At 73.3% G+C, this 16958-nt stretch carries 18 protein-coding genes; 9 read left to right on the top strand and 9 right to left on the bottom strand.

Annotated features, from left to right (window positions below; translation table 11 throughout):
- The first annotated feature begins 71 nt into the window (after nt 1–71).
- Complete coding sequence (locus IE248_RS03590; protein WP_037793688.1) at nt 72–1175, top strand: GGDEF domain-containing protein; 1104 nt, start codon at nt 72–74, stop codon at nt 1173–1175.
- Between the two features lie 51 nt (nt 1176–1226).
- Nucleotides 1227–2768 carry a histidine ammonia-lyase gene (gene hutH / locus IE248_RS03585; RefSeq protein ID WP_008742005.1) on the top strand — a complete coding sequence of 514 codons (1542 nt, stop codon included), beginning with the start codon at nt 1227–1229 and terminating at the stop codon, nt 2766–2768.
- Nucleotides 2769–2854: 86 nt separating this feature from the next.
- Here hutH and IE248_RS03580 read toward each other — a convergent pair whose 3' ends face one another.
- A complete protein-coding gene (locus tag IE248_RS03580) occupies nt 2855–3307 on the bottom strand; it encodes a hypothetical protein (protein WP_190029934.1) in 453 nt (150 codons plus the stop codon).
- Nucleotides 3308–3470: 163 nt separating this feature from the next.
- Between IE248_RS03580 and IE248_RS37145 the strand changes: the two genes are divergently transcribed.
- Together IE248_RS37145 and IE248_RS03570 are read left to right on the top strand one after the other, a co-directional pair.
- Entirely contained in the window at nt 3471–3752 is a 282-nt protein-coding gene (locus tag IE248_RS37145; protein ID WP_229895105.1) for a hypothetical protein, read from the top strand.
- 155 nt (nt 3753–3907) lie between these two features.
- Nucleotides 3908–5167, top strand: a complete 1260-nt coding sequence (locus IE248_RS03570; RefSeq protein ID WP_073773677.1) for a L,D-transpeptidase — start codon at nt 3908–3910, stop codon at nt 5165–5167.
- Nucleotides 5168–5284: 117 nt separating this feature from the next.
- Here IE248_RS03570 and IE248_RS03565 read toward each other — a convergent pair whose 3' ends face one another.
- Nucleotides 5285–6235: a helix-turn-helix domain-containing protein gene (locus IE248_RS03565; protein ID WP_073795104.1), complete on the bottom strand. Its 951-nt coding sequence runs from the start codon at nt 6233–6235 to the stop codon at nt 5285–5287.
- A gap of 163 nt (nt 6236–6398) precedes the next feature.
- On the opposite strand from IE248_RS03565, the gene IE248_RS03560 reads away from it, so the two are divergent.
- Nucleotides 6399–7445, top strand: a complete 1047-nt coding sequence (locus IE248_RS03560) for an NAD(P)-dependent alcohol dehydrogenase (protein WP_037798084.1) — start codon at nt 6399–6401, stop codon at nt 7443–7445.
- 73 nt (nt 7446–7518) lie between these two features.
- Here the strand turns inward: IE248_RS03560 and msrA are convergent, their stop codons facing one another.
- The 4 genes from msrA to IE248_RS03545 form a co-directional block, all read right to left on the bottom strand.
- Nucleotides 7519–8190, bottom strand: coding sequence for a peptide-methionine (S)-S-oxide reductase MsrA (gene msrA, locus IE248_RS03555; RefSeq protein ID WP_073795105.1), 672 nt, complete (start codon nt 8188–8190; stop codon nt 7519–7521).
- 64 nt (nt 8191–8254) lie between these two features.
- Nucleotides 8255–9394, bottom strand: coding sequence for a hypothetical protein (locus IE248_RS03550; protein WP_190029933.1), 1140 nt, complete (start codon nt 9392–9394; stop codon nt 8255–8257).
- Nucleotides 9391–9525, bottom strand: a complete 135-nt coding sequence (locus IE248_RS38100; RefSeq protein ID WP_267896582.1) for a hypothetical protein — start codon at nt 9523–9525, stop codon at nt 9391–9393. The genes IE248_RS03550 and IE248_RS38100 overlap by 4 nt, the downstream gene beginning before the upstream one ends.
- Before the next feature lie 120 nt (nt 9526–9645).
- Nucleotides 9646–10749, bottom strand: coding sequence for a tetratricopeptide repeat protein (locus IE248_RS03545; protein ID WP_037798087.1), 1104 nt, complete (start codon nt 10747–10749; stop codon nt 9646–9648).
- A 68-nt stretch (nt 10750–10817) separates the two neighbouring features.
- On the opposite strand from IE248_RS03545, the gene IE248_RS03540 reads away from it, so the two are divergent.
- Nucleotides 10818–11975, top strand: coding sequence for a cystathionine gamma-synthase (locus tag IE248_RS03540; protein ID WP_190029932.1), 1158 nt, complete (start codon nt 10818–10820; stop codon nt 11973–11975).
- A gap of 115 nt (nt 11976–12090) precedes the next feature.
- On the opposite strand, the gene IE248_RS03535 is transcribed toward IE248_RS03540, so the two are convergent.
- From IE248_RS03535 to IE248_RS03525, 3 genes are all read right to left on the bottom strand, one after another.
- Nucleotides 12091–12342 carry a hypothetical protein gene (locus IE248_RS03535; RefSeq protein WP_037790930.1) on the bottom strand — a complete coding sequence of 84 codons (252 nt, stop codon included), beginning with the start codon at nt 12340–12342 and terminating at the stop codon, nt 12091–12093.
- Nucleotides 12339–12794 (bottom strand): sigma factor-like helix-turn-helix DNA-binding protein, encoded by a 456-nt coding sequence (locus IE248_RS03530; protein WP_073773669.1) that lies wholly within the window; start codon nt 12792–12794, stop codon nt 12339–12341. Before IE248_RS03530 ends, IE248_RS03535 begins: the two co-directional genes overlap by 4 nt.
- Before the next feature lie 67 nt (nt 12795–12861).
- On the bottom strand, nt 12862–13383 hold the full coding sequence (locus tag IE248_RS03525; protein ID WP_047960675.1) for a MarR family winged helix-turn-helix transcriptional regulator: 522 nt from the start codon (nt 13381–13383) through the stop codon (nt 12862–12864).
- A gap of 202 nt (nt 13384–13585) precedes the next feature.
- On the opposite strand from IE248_RS03525, the gene ilvA reads away from it, so the two are divergent.
- The 3 genes from ilvA to IE248_RS03510 all read left to right on the top strand — a co-directional run bounded on the left by ilvA (nt 13586) and on the right by IE248_RS03510 (nt 16936).
- Nucleotides 13586–14818, top strand: a complete 1233-nt coding sequence (ilvA, locus tag IE248_RS03520) for a threonine ammonia-lyase (protein WP_008737487.1) — start codon at nt 13586–13588, stop codon at nt 14816–14818.
- 235 nt (nt 14819–15053) lie between these two features.
- Entirely contained in the window at nt 15054–16082 is a 1029-nt protein-coding gene (locus IE248_RS03515) for an ATP-binding cassette domain-containing protein (protein ID WP_100581917.1), read from the top strand.
- Between the two features lie 5 nt (nt 16083–16087).
- Nucleotides 16088–16936: an ABC transporter permease gene (locus IE248_RS03510; protein ID WP_100582002.1), complete on the top strand. Its 849-nt coding sequence runs from the start codon at nt 16088–16090 to the stop codon at nt 16934–16936.
- Nucleotides 16937–16958: the final 22 nt, after the last annotated feature.

Below are 16958 nucleotides of genomic sequence, written 5' to 3'. Positions count from 1 at the left end.
GCCACCGCGGCTCGCGCTTTCCGCCCCCGTGGTCCGGGGGCGGAAGCGGGGAAACTCCCTAACCTGGGGTGATGGGAGTCGACGGGCGGCTGCGGGCCGTCGTGGAGCTCGCGCAGGCCATGGCGGCCGCCTGCGCGCCGCGGGACAGCGTGCGCGCGGCCGCGCGCGGGGCGCGGCTGGCCATGGACGGGTCGTTCGCCGCGATCTCCGCCTGGGAGCGCGAACGCGGCCGGCTCCGGGTGCTCGTCAACGAGGGGGAGCGCCGCCCGGGCGAGGAGGAGTTCCCCGAGGACGAGTCGTATCCCGTGCACGACTTCCCCGAGATCGCCGAGTTCCTCCACGAGCGCTGGGTCGGCGGCGGCGGGCCCCACGCGTGGGTGGTGGGCGCGGGCGCCGGCCGGCGCGGCGAGGCGCTGCGGCGGCGGGGGCGCGGGAGCTGCGTGGTCGCGCCGATCGTGCTCAGCGGACGGGCCTGGGGGGAGCTGTACGTCGCGCGCGATCAGGGGCTGCCCGGGTTCGACGAGGACGATGCCGAATTCGCGACCGTGCTGGCCGCCGTGGTCGCGGCGGGGCTCGCGCAGAACGAACGGCTCGAAGAGGCCCGGCGGCTCGCCTTCACGGATCCCCTGACCGGGCTCGCCAACCGGCGCGCCGTCGACATGCGGCTGGACGAGGCCCTGGAGGAGCACCGGCGCTCGGGGGTCGTCGTGAGCCTCGTCGTATGTGATCTGAACGGGCTCAAGAAGGTCAACGACACCCTCGGGCACGCCATGGGGGACCGGCTGCTGGAGCGGTTCGGGTCCGTTCTGAGCCTGTGCGGCGCGATGCTGCCCGGCGCGCTCGTGGCCCGGCTCGGCGGGGACGAGTTCTGTCTGGTGAGCGTCGGGCCGTCCGCCGACGAGGTGGTGCGCGTCACCGAGGAGGTGTGCCTGCGCGCCGCCGGACTGGAGCTGGGCGAGGGCGTGGCCTGCGGGGTGGCCTCCACCGGGGACCCGATCGGAGTGGTGAAGTCCTCCCGGCGGCTGTTCCGGCTGGCCGACGCCGCCCAGTACAAGGCGAAGGCCGCGCGCTGCGTCCAGCCGGTCGTGGCGGGCCGGGACACCGCCGTCGTACGCCTCGCCGACGCCGCCCAGGAAGGCGCGGGCGAGCGGCGCCGCTTCCGCGGCCGTGCCTGAGGCTGGCTAGTGACATGAAGCGATTCAGTCCGTAGGGTGCTGAATATGGATATGCACACTGTCGTGGTGGGGACGTCCGGGACCACCGCCGAGGATGTCATCGCCGTCGCCCGCGGCAACGCGCGCGTCGAGCTGTCCGGCGAGGCGCTCGACGCCCTGGCCCGCGCCCGCGGGATCGTCGACGCACTGGCGGCCAAGCCCGAGCCGGTCTACGGGGTGTCCACCGGGTTCGGCGCCCTCGCCTCCCGGCACATCAGCCCCGAGCTGCGCGCCCAGCTCCAGCGCAACATCGTCCGCTCGCACGCCGCCGGCATGGGCCCGCGCGTCGAGCGGGAGGTCGTGCGCGCCCTGATGTTCCTGCGCCTGAAGACCGTCGCCTCCGGTCACACCGGCGTGCGCCCGTCCGTCGCCCAGACCATGGCCGACGTGCTCAACGCCGGCATCACGCCGGTCGTGCACGAGTACGGCTCGCTCGGCTGCTCCGGCGACCTCGCGCCGCTCTCCCACTGCGCGCTCGCGCTCATGGGCGAGGGCGACGCCGAGGGCCCGGACGGGGTCGTCCGGCCCGCCGGGGAACTGCTCGCCGAGGCCGGCATCGAGCCCGTCGAGCTGCGCGAGAAGGAGGGCCTGGCCCTCCTCAACGGCACCGACGGCATGCTCGGCATGCTGATCATGGCCCTCGCCGACCTCGGCAAGCTCTACACGTCCGCCGACATCACCGCCGCGCTGACCCTGGAGGCGCTGCTCGGTACGGAGAAGGTGCTCCAGCCCGAGCTGCACGCCATCCGGCCGCACCCCGGCCAGGGGGCCTCCGCCGCCAACATGGCCGCCGTCCTGAAGGGCTCCGGGCTCGTCCGCCACTTCCAGGAGGAGACCGCGCCGCGCGTGCAGGACGCCTACTCGGTGCGCTGCGCCCCCCAGGTCGCCGGCGCCGGCCGCGACACCATGGCGCACGCCGCCCTGGTCGCCTCGCGCGAGCTGGCCGCCGCCGTCGACAACCCGGTCGTGCTGCCCGACGGCCGCGTGGAGTCCAACGGCAACTTCCACGGCGCGCCGGTCGCGTACGTCCTGGACTTCCTGGCCATCGCGGCCGCCGACCTCGGCTCGATCGCCGAGCGCCGCACCGACCGCCTGCTCGACAAGAACCGCTCGCACGGCCTGCCGCCGTTCCTCGCGGACGACGCCGGCGTGGACTCCGGCCTGATGATCGCCCAGTACACGCAGGCCGCCCTGGTCAGCGAGATGAAGCGGCTCGCGGTGCCGGCCTCCGCCGACTCGATCCCCTCCTCCGCCATGCAGGAGGACCACGTCTCCATGGGGTGGTCGGCGGCGCGCAAGCTCCGTACCGCCGTCGACAACCTGACGCGGATCATCGCCATCGAGCTGTACGCGGCCACCCGCGCCATCGAGCTGCGGCACGGGCTCACCGCGGCCCCGGCGAGCCTCGCGGCCATCGCGGCGGCCCGCGCGGCCGGTGTGCAGGGTCCCGGGCCGGATCGTTTCCTCGCCCCCGACCTGGCGGCCGCCGACGAGTTCGTCCGCTCGGGCGGGCTGCTCGCCGCCGTCGAGCCGGTGACGGGCCCGCTCGCCTGAGCGGCCCCGTGACGCTGGAAAGGGCCGCCCCCGGGATCATCCCCGGGGGCGGCCCTTCCTTCGTGTACGGGGACCCGCGCGGGCCGCTATCCGGCCTGGGAGCGGCGTACCGAGAACGCCACGAACCCGGCGCCGAGGCCCAGGCAGAGCGTGCCGCCCAGCAGGTACGGGGTGGTGTCCACCCCGCCGGTGTCGGCGAGCGCGAGCGTGGTCGCGCTCGCGGGGTGCGGCTCCGGTGCGCCGGGCCCGGAGACGGGATCGGTGGCGGGGGCGGTGACGGGATCGGCTACGGGATCCGTGACGGGTCCGGCAGTGGGATCGGTGGCGGGCTCGGCGGCGGGATCCGTGGCGGGTCCGGCGGCGGGGGCGGTGACGGGATCGTTGGCGGGGGCGTCCAGGGTCTGGGTGGTCAGCGCGTTCAAAGTGGTGTGCGTATCGGCGTCCCCGGGGGCGGTGGCGTTCGCCGAGGGGACGAACCAGAGGGCGGCGAGGAGGCTGGTCGCTCCCAGAGCGGTGAGCAGCGGTCGACGTGCGGACACGTGCGATCCCCCTTGGTGCAGCAGCGAATTGGCCGTGTGCGGTGATGCTAAGCAAAGGGGCGGGTCGCGGGAAAGTCGGGGGTCCCACGGGCTTACGCTCCGTTGTATGAACCCTTCTGAAGCATCACGATTTGTCCGTCTCCAGGTTGATTTGGTGCTTGAGGTGCCTGACGCTGAGGCACTCACCGGAGCGGCGCTGGAACACATCAAGGCCGACGAGTTCATGCCCGACGAGGAGCGCGGCCACGCCGGGTCCGCCGTCCGGCAGGACGAATCGGAGGCCCTCGCCTACCTGATCGACCCCACTGACCTGGTCGCGGGCATCCCCGGAGTGGAGCTCGTACAGGCCTCCTGGAGCAGCGAGCCCGTCGAATACGACCCCGAGTCCATGGAGTGGGACATGGACGGGGAAGATGGGGAAGAAGAAGAGACCGACAACGCCTGACCGTGCGGTGGCCCACATTCGAACGGGATGTGGAACCGGCCCGGGCCGATCATGCGTCGTCGGACGAGGCAGGGGGGTGCACCCCCCTGCCGGGTGGGGATGCCTTCCGGCGCGAGCCGGGGGCTCTCGGGGTTCCGGCAACGATGGAGTGACGTGTGAGGACGGACAGCAAGCGACGGAGGAGGTCCCTCGTGGCCATCTCCGCCGTACTCGGTGGCGTGCTGGTGCTTTCGGCGTGCGACGGCGGCGGAGACGACCCGAAGGGCGCCGGCGAGGCGACCGCCAAGTCCCAGGCGGAGGTCGACGCCGCGGCGGCCAAGGACGCCTCGAAGGCGAAGATAGTCATCACCCCCAAGGACGGCGCGACCAACATCGCGCTGAACGAGGGCACGACCGTCGCGGTCACCGACGGCACGCTCACCCAGGTCGAGCTGAAGACCTCCGAAGGCGCCGCCGTGACCGGCAAGATAGCCGCCGACGGAAAGACCTGGAAGCCGGACGCCGCGCTGAAGCGCTCCACGAAGTACGCCCTGTCGGCGACCGCGAAGGACACCGAGGGCAAGGAGGCGCACGAGAACGCCTCCTTCACCACCCTCTCCCCGGAGAACACCTTCGTCGGCTCGTTCGTGCCGGAGGCCGATCAGACCGTCGGCGTGGGCATGCCGGTCTCGATCACGTTCAACAAGCCGATCAAGGACAAGAAGGCCGTCCAGGCGGCCATCAACGTCTCCTCCAGCAGCGGCCAGGAGGTCGTGGGCCACTGGTTCGGCGAGCAGCGTCTGGACTTCCGCCCGGAGGAGTACTGGAAGGCGAACTCCACCGTCACCCTGAAGCTCGCGCTCCAGGGCGTGCAGGGCGCGCCGGGCATCGCGGGCGTCCAGAACAAGACGGTCAACTTCAAGATCGGCCGGAGCCAGGTCTCCACGGTCGACGCGAAGACGAAGAAGATGACCGTCACCCGGGACGGCGCGGTCCTCAAGACCATCCCGATCTCGGCGGGCTCCCCGGCGAACCCGACGTACAACGGCCAGATGGTGATCTCCGAGAAGTTCAAGGAGACCCGGATGAACGGCGCCACGGTCGGCTTCACCGACGGTGACGGCAAGGGCGAGTACGACATCAAGGACGTCCCGCACGCGATGCGGCTGTCGAACTCCGGCACCTTCATCCACGGCAACTACTGGGGCCCCGACTCGGTGTTCGGCTCGGCCAACACCAGCCACGGCTGCGTCGGCCTGAACGACAAGCAGGGCGCGAACGACCCGAGCCAGCCCGCCGCGTGGTTCTTCGACAACTCGCTCATCGGCGACGTGGTCACCGTGGTGAACTCCCCGGACAAGACCATCAAGCCGGAGAACGGCCTCAACGGCTGGAACCTGAGCTGGGCGGACTGGAAGGCCGGCTCGGCCGCCTGACACCATCCGTGAGCGGTGACGGCGGGGACCCCCTGGGGGTCCCCGCCGTCCGTCGTTTCCGGGTGGCCGCGCCGCCCTCCGGCGCCGAAGCGGGCGCCTGGCGGGCGGTGTTCCGGCTCAGGCCCTGACGGGGCCGGAGCCGGGGGGCTTCGTCGCGCGCCCGGCGGGCTGTTCCGAGGCGCCGGAGGAGGCCGAGGAGCCCGAGGAGGCGGAGCCGGCCGCCGGCGCCGACCAGGAGGCCAGCAGGCGCAGGGCGTCCGCCGAGGGGGAGCCCGGGGGCGCGTGGAAGGCGACCAGGGACTGCGCCGAGCCGTCGGGCAGGGCCAGGGTCTCGAAGGCCAGGTCCAGCTCGCCCACCACCGGGTGCCGCAGCTCCATCACCCCGCGCGTCTTGTTGTCCGCCAGCGTGTGCGCCGCCCACAGCTCGCGGAACCGCTGGCTCTTCACCGACAGCTCCCCGACCAGCGCCGACAGCTGCTCGTCCTCCGCGTGCCGGCCGGCGTAGATCCGCAGATTGCTCACCACCTGGCAGGCCCGGCACTCCCAGTCCCGGTACAGCTCTCCCATCGCCTCGTCCAGGAACACCTGCCGGACGAGGTTGCGCTCCTGCGGCGGCAGCGCGCCGAAGTCCCCGAAGACCGCCGCGCCCAGCCCGTTCCAGGCGATGACGTCCAGCCGCCGCCCCACCAGGTACGCCGGTACGCCCTCCATCGCGTCCATGAGGGCCCGCAGCTCCGGCCGGACCTGTTCCGTCCGGGCGTAGGGGCGGCGCATCCGGGTGCGCGGGCTCGCCAGGTGGGTCAGGTGCGCCGACTCCGTGCCGTCCAGGCGCAGCGCCCGCGCGATCGAGTCCAGGACCTCCGCCGACACGTTCTGGCCGTGGCCCTGCTCCAGCCGCGTGTAGTACGCGACGGAGACCCCCGCCAGCTGGGCCAGCTCCTCCCGGCGCAGCCCGGGCACCCGGCGGTGGCGCCCGTAGTCCGGCAGGCCCACGTCCTCGGGGCGCAGCCGCGCCCGGCGGGAGCGGAGGAACTCGCCCAGTTCGGCTCGCTGATCACGCTGGTCCATGCCCCGATTATCCCCGGCCCGGGATGGCCCGCGGCGGCTTGTTCCTGACCCCGCCAGTGGTAGGAACGCCGGTCATAGGCAGGACAGGGGTCTGGGAAGCCCGCCCGGGGCCGGGCATCGTTGGCACGGCACCACCCATGGCCACACCCCGAGGAGCACCCCCATGACCGTCACCCAGGTCGCCGCCTACGCCGCACCGGCCGCGAAGGCCCCGCTGGAGCGCACCACCGTGCCGCGCCGGCCGGTCGGCGCGCACGACGTGCTCATCGACATCAAGTACGCCGGCATCTGCCACTCCGACATCCACCAGGTCCGCGACGGCTGGGGCGAGGGCCTGTACCCGATGGTCCCGGGGCACGAGATCGCCGGTGTCGTCGCCGAAGTCGGGCCGGAGGTCACGCGGTTCGCGGTCGGCGACCGGGTCGGCGTCGGCTGCATCGTCGACACCTGCCGGACGTGCGAGTACTGCCTGGCCGGGCAGGAGCAGTACTGCGTCGAGGGCATCACCGGCACCTACAACGCCGTCGACCGTCAGGGCGAGCGCACGTACGGCGGCTACTCGTCGCACATCGTCGTCGACGAGAACTACACCGTCCGCATACCCGACGGCCTCGCCCTCGACGTCGCCGCCCCGCTGCTGTGCGCGGGCATCACCCTCTACTCGCCGCTGAAGCACTGGCAGGCGGGCCCGGGCAAGAAGGTCGCGGTGGTCGGCCTGGGCGGCCTCGGCCACATGGGCGTGAAGATCGCGCACGCCCTGGGCGCGGAGGTCACCGTCCTGTCGCAGTCGCTGCGCAAGCGCGAGGACGGCCTGAAGCTGGGCGCCTCGCACTACTACGCCACGAGCGACGAGACCACCTTCGAGAAGCTCGCCGGCAGCTTCGACCTGATCCTGTCGACGGTCTCCGCGCCGCTGGACCTGGGCGCGTACCTGGGCCTGCTGCGGGTGGACGGCGCGCTGGTCAACGTGGGCGCCCCGGAGGAGCCGGTCGCGCTGAACCTGTTCTCCGTGATCGGCGGCCGCAAGACCCTGGCCGGCTCGATGATCGGCGGCATCGCCGAGACCCAGGAGATGCTGGACTTCTGCGCCGAGCACGGCCTCGGCTCGGAGATCGAGCTGATCCGCGCCGACGAGGTCAACGAGGCCTACGAGCGCGTCCTGGCGAGCGACGTCCGCTACCGCTTCGTCATCGACGCCTCGACGATCTGACCCCCGGCGCCCCGCACACCGCCCCGCACCCGCCCCGCCCACCGAAGAGTGGGCGGGGCGGGGGCGCGTCACCTCACTCGGCCGCCGGCGCCTGGGCCACGCCGATCGGGCAGGAGACGCCCGTGCCGCCGATGCCGCAGTAGCCCGCGGGGTTCTTGTCGAGGTACTGCTGGTGGTAGGCCTCCGCCGGCCAGAAGGGGCGCTCCGCGGCCGGGAGGACCGCCGTGGTGATCTCCCCGTGGCCCGCGCCGGTGAGGACGCGCTGGTAGGCCGCGCGGGAGGCCTCGGCCTCCGCCTGCTGGGCGGGGGAGTGGGTGTAGACCGCCGAGCGGTACTGGGTGCCCACGTCGTTGCCCTGGCGGAAGCCCTGGGTCGGGTTGTGGGACTCCCAGAACAGCTTCAGCAGGGTGGCGTACGGGACCAGCTCCGGGTCGAAGACCACGCGGACGACCTCCGTGTGGCCGGTCATGCCGGAGCAGACCTCCTCGTAGGTCGGGTTCTCGGTGAAGCCGCCCTGGTAGCCGGCCAGCGTCGTCCACACCCCGGGGGTCTCCCAGAACTTGCGCTCAGCGCCCCAGAAACAGCCCAGGCCGAAGTCCGCGACCTGCAGCCCGGCCGGGTACGGGCCGGCGAGGGGGTTGCCCAGGACGGTGTGCACGGCGGGGAGGTCGAACAGGGGGGTCGCGCGGCCCGTCAGGGCCTCCTCGCGGGTGGGGAGCTCGGGCGTGCGGCGGTACGAGAACATGATTCCCTCCTAGTGGTCTCCCGTTAACGGGAGACGGCGGCCCGGGATTCCCCGGACCGTCCGCTCAGCCCAACGCGGTGACCCGTACCGCCCAGTCCCGCGCGTACACGTACCGGGACCTCGGGCTGGCCGCGTACGACCACGGCGGCGCCCCGATGTGCCCGTCGACGTGCCGGAACTGCTCGACGGCCGCCGCGTCCCGGTCCTGCCAGAACAGCAGGTACGCCAGCATGTGCCGCATCCGCACGGCCCGCGGGTCGTCCGGGTCGGCCGCCGCGAGGTCGGCGAGCGCCGCGTCCACCGCCTCGCGGATCTCCGGCGCCTTGTAGAACACCTCCGCGGTCAGCTCCGGGTCGTGCGCGTCCTGCTCGAAGTAGGCGAGGAGCGGGAGCAGCGTCAGCAGTTCGCCCGGCTCGCCGGCGGCCGCCGACTCCCGGGCGAAGGACAGCGCCAGCTCGTGGGAGCCGTGCCACTTCTCGCACCAGTACTGGAGGGCGTGCGTGTGCGCCGTCAGCACCTTCGGGCCGCGCGCCGTGATCTGAGCCCACAGCCGCTCGTAGTCCTCGTGCGGGTAGCCCAGGCCGATGCCGACGGACTGCTCGACCATGTACGGGACCGGGTCCGCGGGGTCCGCCACCCGCTGGGCCTCGCGGGCGGCCGCCTTCGCCTTCTCCAGCAGGTCGTGGAAGGTCCGGAGGCGCTCCTCGGCGATGTCGCCGGCCGCCCCCTCGCCGCGCGCGTTCCACGCCACCACCACGGCCGTGTCGGCGGCGACCAGCGCGAGCGCCGGGTGGGAGGGCTTGGCCTCGCGCCAGGCCCGGAGCCAGCCGTCGTCCCCGGCGGCCGCCCCGGCCAGCACGCGCACGCGCAGCCAGCGCTCCTCCCAGTCCCGGCCGGCCGCCTTCAGGTAGGCGGCGCCGACCTCCCAGTCCCCGTCGGCCAGCGCCGCGAGGACCGCGGTCCGCTCCGCCGGTACGGGCGCCGGGTGGGCGGTGTCGAGCTCCGCCTCCGGTACGAAGCCCAGCGCGACCACCTCCGCCGCCCGGCGGGACTTCAGGTCGGCCTCGTCGGCCCCGGCGGCCTCTGCGGCCTCGCCGGCCCCGATGACGGCCCGGACCGGGCGGAGGCCGCGCAGCGCGTACACGGCGCCGGCGAGCAGCAGCGCGCCGAGCAGCAGCACGCCGAGCAGGATCGGGAGGGTCACGGGGCAAGCACCGGCTTCCGCAGGGGTTCGGTCTCGGACTGGTCCGCGAGGGCCGCCGGCGGGACGGGGCCGGGCGGGCGGAAACCCGCGAGCAGGACCGGAGCGCGCTCGGCGCGCAAGGTTGCGCCCATATGAAAGATCCCCCCACGGGCTGGTGCGTTGTTACGCGCACCCTATGAGCTGTGGTTTTGCCCCGTGGGGGCCGGGTCGGCAGAGCCCGTTCGCCGGGGCCGGGCGCCGGGGCCGGGGCGTCACAGCGGCAGCGTCGCCGGGGACCCGCCGTTCGCCTCGTAGCCCGCCACCGCCAGGGCGCGGTAGACCGCGTACATCTCCGCCGGGTCGTCCGAGAAGGACCACGGCAGCGCGCCCACGTAGCCGTCCACGTGGCGCACCTGCTCCATCGCCTCCGCCCAGCGCCCCATCGGCACCAGGCACCACAGCAGCATGTGCCGTACGTGCGCCGACATCGGGTCGTCCGGGCGCGCGGTGCCCACCGCGTACAGCGCGCCCTCCACCGCCCGCGTCACGGTCGCGCTGCCCCAGAAGTTCGTCAGCACCACCTCCGGGACGTGCTCGTACACCGCGAACAGCGGCAGCGCCGCCAGCAGCGAGCCCCGCGGCGCCCGGGCGGCCGCCGTCTGCGCGAACGCGTCCGCCTTCTCCCGCGAGCCGTGCCACTTCTCGCACCAGTAGTGCAGGGCCGCCAGGTGCGCGCCCATGTGCTCCGGCGCCCGGTCGATGATCTTCGCCCAGAGCGCGTCGAACTCCGCCTCCGAATACCCCAGCGCCCGCGCGACCGCGAGCTCCGTGATGTACGGGACCGGGTCCCCCGGCGCCAGCAGCGCGGCCTTGCGGCAGGCCTCGCGGGCCTCCTCCAGGATGATCCGGTGGTCGGCCGAGCCGACCCCGCCCGAGGCCCGCCAGGCCTGCTGCACCAGCAGCTCCGCGTGCACCTGCGCGCCGCCCGGGTCCTTCTCCGCCTCCAGCCGCCACGCCTTCAGCCACGGGGCGCCGGTGCCGGGCTGCTCCACCAGCTCCAGCGCCGCCGCGCCGCCGAAGGCCTGCACGCGCTGCCAGCGCCGCTCGCCCTGCCTCGGGGTCCCGGCCAGCAGCTGCGAGGCCGCCTGCCACTGCCCGGTGCGCCGGACGTTCTCCAGGGCGTCCATCAGGTCCTCGTCGGGCCCGGGGACGCGGATGTCGAGCTGCTCCTGGCGGGCGAAGCCGTAGTTCTCCGGGTCCGCCGCGTCGCTGCTGCCGGGGACGGCGAGGCGGATGCCGGCGCGCCTGCGCCTCAGGTACGGCCCCATGATGACCACGAGCATGGCCATCGCGATCAGGATCCAGAGAATCTCCATGGCCCCAAGCGAACCAGACGCACCCGGCCGAAGGCCAATGCCCGGACGACGGGGCATAGCATCAGCCCATGAGCGACGACAGCCACGAGCACCAGAGCTTCGAGACCCGCGCGATCCACGCGGGCAACACCGCGGACCCGCTGACGGGCGCGGTCGTACCGCCCATCTACCAGGTGTCCACCTACAAGCAGGACGGCGTCGGCGGGCTGCGCGGCGGTTACGAGTACAGCCGCAGCGGCAACCCGACCCGGACCGCGCTGGAGGAGAACCTCGCGGCGCTGGAGGGCGGCCGGCGCGGCCTCGCCTTCGCGTCCGGGCTCGCCGCCGAGGACTGCCTGCTGCGTACGCTGCTCTCCCCGGGCGACCACGTGGTCATCCCGAACGACGCGTACGGCGGCACGTTCCGCCTCTTCGCCAAGGTCGTCTCCCGCTGGGGCGTGGAGTGGTCGGTGGCCGACACCTCCGACCCGGCGTCCGTACGGGCCGCCCTCACCCCGAAGACGAAGGTCATCTGGGTCGAGACCCCCTCCAACCCGCTGCTCGGCATCACCGACATCGCCGTCGTCGCCGACATCGCGCGGTCGGCCGGCGCCAAGCTGGTCGTCGACAACACCTTCGCCTCCCCCTACCTCCAGCAGCCCCTCGCGCTCGGCGCGGACGTGGTCGTGCACTCGCTGACCAAGTACATGGGCGGCCACTCCGACGTGGTCGGCGGCGCGCTGATCGCCGCCGACGCGGCGGTCGGCGAGGAACTGGCCTACCACCAGAACGCGATGGGCGCGGTCGCCGGTCCCTTCGACTCCTGGATCGTGCTGCGCGGCATCAAGACGCTGGCCGTGCGCATGGACCGGCACTCGGACAACGCGACGAAGGTCGCCGACATGCTGACCCGCCACCCGAAGGTCACGAAGGTCCTCTACCCGGGCCTGCCCGACCACCCGGGCCATGACATCGCCGCCAAGCAGATGCGTTCCTTCGGCGGCATGATCTCCTTCCAGGTCGCCGGCGGCGAAGAGGCGGCCGTCGAGGTCTGCAACCGCGCCAAGCTGTTCACCCTGGGCGAGTCCCTCGGCGGCGTCGAGTCCCTCATCGAGCACCCGGGCCGCATGACCCACGCCTCGGTGGCCGGTTCGGTCCTGGAGGTCCCGGGCGACCTGGTCCGCATCTCCGTCGGCATCGAGAACGCCGACGACCTCCTCGCGGACCTCACCCAGGCCCTGGGCTAGCCCCCACCGCCCGGCCCGCACCCCGGGCCGGGCTCCGGGTCCGCGGCCCGCTGCCCGGGCTCGCTGCCCGGGCGGGCCCCGGCCCGCGCCGGGCCGGGCCCTGGGCCCGGTGGCGTCACCAGCCCTCCAGGGGTGGGGAGACGCCGCTCGGCGGGACGGTCCAGGGGTGGGTCAGCAGGGCCCAGACGGCGAAGACGGCCACCGCCGCGAACAGCACCGTCCAGCCGAACCGGCCGGCCGCGCGGCGGCGCCGCAGCAGCCGGTCCCCGCGCTCGGCGGCGCTCGCCGCCAGCCCGGCCGGGACCACCGGATGCGGCCCCTCCAGCAGCTCCCTGACCTGGATCTCCTTGCGGTCCGGCATGCTCATGCGGCGCCCTCCGCACCCCGGCCGGAGGCCGGCCGCATGGCCGACACCGCCCGGTTGCACAGCACCCGCACCCGCTCGGGCGTCAGCCCCAGCTGCGCCGCGGCGACCTCCTCCGCGACCCCCTCGTACACCCGCAGCACCAGCACCAGCCGCTCCGGCGGGCTCAGCCGGGCGAGGATCCCCGTACCGGCGGGATGCCGGCGCGCGGTGCGGGCGTAAGCGACGCACAGCTCCCGGCGGGTGTCGTCGTACGGGTCGTCGCCGCGCACCCGCCCCCAGTGCGCGTACGTCCGCGCCAGCGCCCCCGCGAGGAGCCGGCGCGCGACGGGGCACTCGGCGCCCGACGCCGGGTCCGCCTCGGCGGTCAGCAGCACCGCGACGTGCAGCAGCCGCCCCGCCGCGCCCGCGACGAAGGCCTCGAACTCCGCGTAGGGGCCGGCTCGGTGGTCCACAGCCTCATACTGCGGCCGGTGGGACCACCCGGGTCAAGAGGCGGGACGCACCCGCCTCGACCGGTTCTCAGGAGGCGGGTCCGGCGTCGGCGACCGCGGCCATCAGCTCGGACAGCGAGACGTTGAAACGGGTGAGGAGTCCGGTGAAGGACTCGCGCTCGTCCTCGCTCCAGCCGTCGGTCACACGGGCCATCAGCTCGCGCCGCGAGGACCGCACTTCCTCCAGCCGGGCCAGCCCGCGCGGCGACAGGGCGAGCACCACGGCCCGGCCGTCCTCGGGGTGCGAGGTGCGCTTGACCAGGCCGCTGTCGACCAGCGGCGCGACCTGGCGGGTGACGGTGGAGGAGTCGATGCCCATGCCGCACGCGAGCGCCTTGACGCCCATCGGGCCTTCCAGGTCGAGCCGGTTGAGCAGCAGGTACGCGGCGCGGTCCATCGAGTTGCGGGCCTGGCCGACCCCGCCCAGGCGGGTCTGTTCGGCCCGGCGGGCGAAGACCGCCACCTGGTGCTGGAGCGCGTCGAGGAGACCGGCTCCGGCGGGTGCCTCGGTCTGCGCGGGCAGATCGGAATTGGCCGGGTTGGAGGGCATGGCCGTGGGCTCTCTTCGCGTGGTCGGACAAGGATGGGGGACAGAGTACGCGGCCGTACGGCGGCCCGTACGGCTCGTACGAGAACTCGTGCGGGCACTTCAGAACCGACCGGAGAGGCTGTTCCGGCTGGCGGGATTTCGCCCCTGCCGGACCTGTCGGACACGTCCCGCCGGGTTCCGCGCGGGCTGCGAGACTGGCGGCATGAACTACCGCGTGCCCACGCCCGTCCCCCAGGTCATCCTCGACGACGTCCGGGGGGCCCAGAAGATGCTGTCGGGCGTCTCCCGGGTCACCGCGATGGAGGGCAGCCGGCACCTCTCGGCCCTGACCGGTTCCCCGGTGCACCTCAAGTGCGAGAACCTCCAGCGGACGGGTTCCTTCAAGCTGCGCGGCGCATACGTGCGCATCGCGGGCCTGCGCCCCGAGCAGCGCGCCGCCGGGGTGGTCGCGGCCAGCGCCGGCAACCACGCGCAGGGCGTCGCGCTGGCGTCCTCCCTGCTCGGCGTCCGCTCGACGGTGTTCATGCCCGTCGGGGCGCCGCTGCCGAAGGTGGCGGCCACGCAGGAGTACGGCGCCGAGGTGGTCATGCACGGGCAGGTCGTGGACGAGACGCTCGCGGCCGCCCAGGAGTACGCCGACCGCACCGGGGCGGTGTTCATCCACCCCTTCGACCACCGCGACATCATCGCGGGCCAGGGCACGGTCGGCCTGGAGATCCTGGAGCAGTGCCCCGAGGTACGGACGATCCTGGTCGGCATCGGCGGCGGCGGGCTCGCCGCGGGCGTGGCGGTCGCGGTGAAGGCGCTGCGGCCGGACGTGAAGGTCATCGGCGTCCAGGCGGCGGGCGCGGCCGCCTACCCGCCCTCGCTGAAGGCCGGGCACCCGGTCTCGATCGACAACCCGGTGACGATGGCCGACGGCATCAAGGTCGGCCGCCCCGGAGACGTCCCCTTCCACATCATCGGCGAGCTCGTCGACGACGTCCGCACGGTCTCCGAGGACGCCCTCTCCAGCGCGCTGCTGCTCTGCCTGGAGCGGGCCAAGCTGGTCGTCGAACCGGCGGGGTGCAGCCCGGTGGCGGCCCTGCTCAGCGAACCCGGGCTGTACGGGAACGGCCCGGTGGTCGCGGTGCTGTCCGGCGGGAACGTCGATCCGCTGCTGCTCCAGCGGGTCCTGCGGCACGGCATGGTGGCGGCGGGCCGCTACCTGTCGCTGCGGCTGCGCGTGGCCGACCGGCCGGGGGCCCTGGCCGGACTGCTGGGGGTGTTGTCAGTGGTGGATGCGAACGTGTTGGACGTGAGTCACGTACGGACCGATCCGCGGCTCGGGCTCACGGAGGTGGAGGTGGAACTGCACCTGGAGACCAAGGGCCCGGAGCACTGCGCCGAGGTCGCGCGGTCGCTGCACGGCGCGGGATACGCGGTGGTCGGCTGAGGCCGGTCCGGACCACGACCGTGACGGCGGTGACAGTCGCGGACGCTCACGCGGGACGTGTGACGCCGGAGTTCCAAGGCGTTGCGGGCGTTCCCGTGGTGTGACGCGACATGACGCGATACGGTTTTTCCGGCCCGTGGATCCTTCGTACGGCCGGGCGCGGCCTGCCCGGCGATCCTGGATCCGCCTAGGACCGCGGGCGATTGCGCTCGCCCCATCCGCTGGGAGAACCCATATGCCAGGCGCCATTTACGCCGAGGGTCTGGTCAAGACCTTCGGTGATGTCCGGGCTCTGGACGGCGTGGACCTCGATGTCCCCGAAGGCACCGTGCTGGGCCTGCTCGGCCCCAACGGCGCCGGCAAGACCACCGCCGTGCGCGTCCTGACCACCCTGCTCCAGCCCGACAGCGGCAAGGCCGTCGTCGCCGGGATCGACGTCCTCAAGCACCCCAACGAAGTCCGCCGCGCCATCGGCCTCTCCGGCCAGTTCGCCGCCGTGGACGAGTACCTGACCGGCCGGGAGAACCTCCAGATGGTCGGCCAGCTCTACCAGATGAGGAGCAAGGCGGCGAAGGCCCGGGCCGGCGAGCTGCTGGACCGCTTCAACCTCGCCGACGCCGCCGACCGCACCGCGAAGACGTACTCCGGCGGCATGCGCCGCCGCCTCGACCTCGCGGCCGCCCTCGTCGTCCGCCCGCCCGTGATGTTCATGGACGAGCCGACCACCGGCCTCGACCCCCGCAACCGCCAGCAGCTGTGGGAGGTCATCCAGGAACTCGTGGCCGGCGGCACCACCCTGCTGCTCACCACCCAGTACCTGGAGGAGGCCGACCACCTCGCGGACGACATCTGCGTGGTCGACCACGGCAAGGTCATCGCCCGCGGCACCTCCGACCAGCTCAAGGCCCGCACGGGCGGCGAGCGCGTCGAGGTCGTCGTCCACGAGCGGGACCGGATGCCCGAGGCGCGGGCCGTCCTCGCCGGCTTCGGCAAGGGCGAGGCGACGGTCGAGGAGCACACCCGCAAGCTGACCGTGCCGGTCGCGGGCGGCGCCAAGCTGCTCGCCGAGGTCATCCGCGAGCTGGACGGCCGGGGCATCGAGATCGACGACATCGGCCTGCGCCGCCCGACCCTCGACGACGTCTTCATCTCGCTCACCGGCCACGCGGCCGCGCTGACCGGGGAGGAGCCGGGCGAGGGCCAGGCGGGGACCAAGGGCCACGGCCGCAAGGCCCACAAGGCGGCGAAGGAGACGGCCCAGTGACCACCATGTCCCCGACCCCGGAGCTCGCCGCACCCCGGCCGCGCGGCGGCGTCGTACAGAGCGTCAACGACTCCCTGGTCATGGCCAAGCGGAACCTGATCCGCATGTCCAGGATCCCCGAGATGATCATCTTCGGGGTCATCCAGCCGGTGATGTTCGTCGTGCTCTTCAGCTACGTCTTCGGCGGCTCGATCAGCGTCGACGGCAGCACCTCGCCGGCCGCCTACCGCGAGTTCCTGATGGCCGGCATCTTCGCCCAGACCGTCACCTTCGCCACCGCCGGCGCGGGCGCCGGCATCGCGGACGACATGCACAAGGGCCTGATCGACCGGTTCCGCTCACTGCCCATGGCGCGCGGCGCGGTCCTGACCGGCCGCACCCTCGCCGACCTCGTCCAGACCACCCTCACCCTGGTCGTCCTGGCCGTGGTCGCCCTGCTCGTCGGCTGGCGCACCCACACCAGCCCCCTGGAGGTGCTGGGCGGCTTCGCCCTGCTGCTCCTGCTCGGATACGCCTTCTCCTGGATCGGCGCCCTGATCGGCCTGTCGGTGCGCACCCCGGAGGCGGCCACCTCGGGCGGGCTGATCTGGCTGTTCCCGCTGACGTTCATCTCGAACGCCTTCGTCCCCTCCGAGAACATGCCGCCGTTCCTGCGGCACATCGCGGAGTGGAACCCCTTCAGCGCGACCGTCCAGGCGGCCCGCGGGCTGTTCGGCAACTTCCCGCCCGGGTACGAGGCGCCGGCGGCCTGGCCGATGCAGCACCCGATCATCGCGTCGGTGGTGTGGTCGGTGCTGATCATCGTGGTCTTCCGGACCCTCGCGGTCCGTAAGTACCGCTCGGCGACGGCCTGAGCCCCGGACGTACGGGAGCCCC

This window comes from Streptomyces goshikiensis (genome assembly GCF_014650555.1).
GTDB classification, from domain to species: Bacteria; Actinomycetota; Actinomycetes; order Streptomycetales; family Streptomycetaceae; genus Streptomyces; species Streptomyces goshikiensis.
The sequence above is the reverse complement of the archived record's forward strand: the minus strand, read 5'-3'. Positions and strand labels throughout refer to the sequence as shown.

Bases quoted from the DNA above. Each gene is read 5' to 3' on its own strand.
- IE248_RS03590 (WP_037793688.1), top strand. From the start codon at position 72: ATGGGAGTCGACGGGCGGCTGCGGGCCGTCGTGGAGCTCGCGCAGGCC.
- hutH (WP_008742005.1), top strand. From the start codon at position 1,227: ATGCACACTGTCGTGGTGGGGACGTCCGGGACCACCGCCGAGGATGTC.
- IE248_RS03565 (WP_073795104.1), bottom strand. From the start codon at position 6,235: ATGGACCAGCGTGATCAGCGAGCCGAACTGGGCGAGTTCCTCCGCTCC.
- IE248_RS03560 (WP_037798084.1), top strand. From the start codon at position 6,399: ATGACCGTCACCCAGGTCGCCGCCTACGCCGCACCGGCCGCGAAGGCC.
- msrA (WP_073795105.1), bottom strand. From the start codon at position 8,190: ATGTTCTCGTACCGCCGCACGCCCGAGCTCCCCACCCGCGAGGAGGCC.
- IE248_RS38100 (WP_267896582.1), bottom strand. From the start codon at position 9,525: ATGGGCGCAACCTTGCGCGCCGAGCGCGCTCCGGTCCTGCTCGCGGGT.
- IE248_RS03545 (WP_037798087.1), bottom strand. From the start codon at position 10,749: ATGGAGATTCTCTGGATCCTGATCGCGATGGCCATGCTCGTGGTCATC.
- IE248_RS03540 (WP_190029932.1), top strand. From the start codon at position 10,818: ATGAGCGACGACAGCCACGAGCACCAGAGCTTCGAGACCCGCGCGATC.
- IE248_RS03535 (WP_037790930.1), bottom strand. From the start codon at position 12,342: ATGAGCATGCCGGACCGCAAGGAGATCCAGGTCAGGGAGCTGCTGGAG.
- IE248_RS03525 (WP_047960675.1), bottom strand. From the start codon at position 13,383: ATGCCCTCCAACCCGGCCAATTCCGATCTGCCCGCGCAGACCGAGGCA.
- ilvA (WP_008737487.1), top strand. From the start codon at position 13,586: ATGAACTACCGCGTGCCCACGCCCGTCCCCCAGGTCATCCTCGACGAC.
- IE248_RS03515 (WP_100581917.1), top strand. From the start codon at position 15,054: ATGCCAGGCGCCATTTACGCCGAGGGTCTGGTCAAGACCTTCGGTGAT.
- IE248_RS03510 (WP_100582002.1), top strand. From the start codon at position 16,088: ATGTCCCCGACCCCGGAGCTCGCCGCACCCCGGCCGCGCGGCGGCGTC.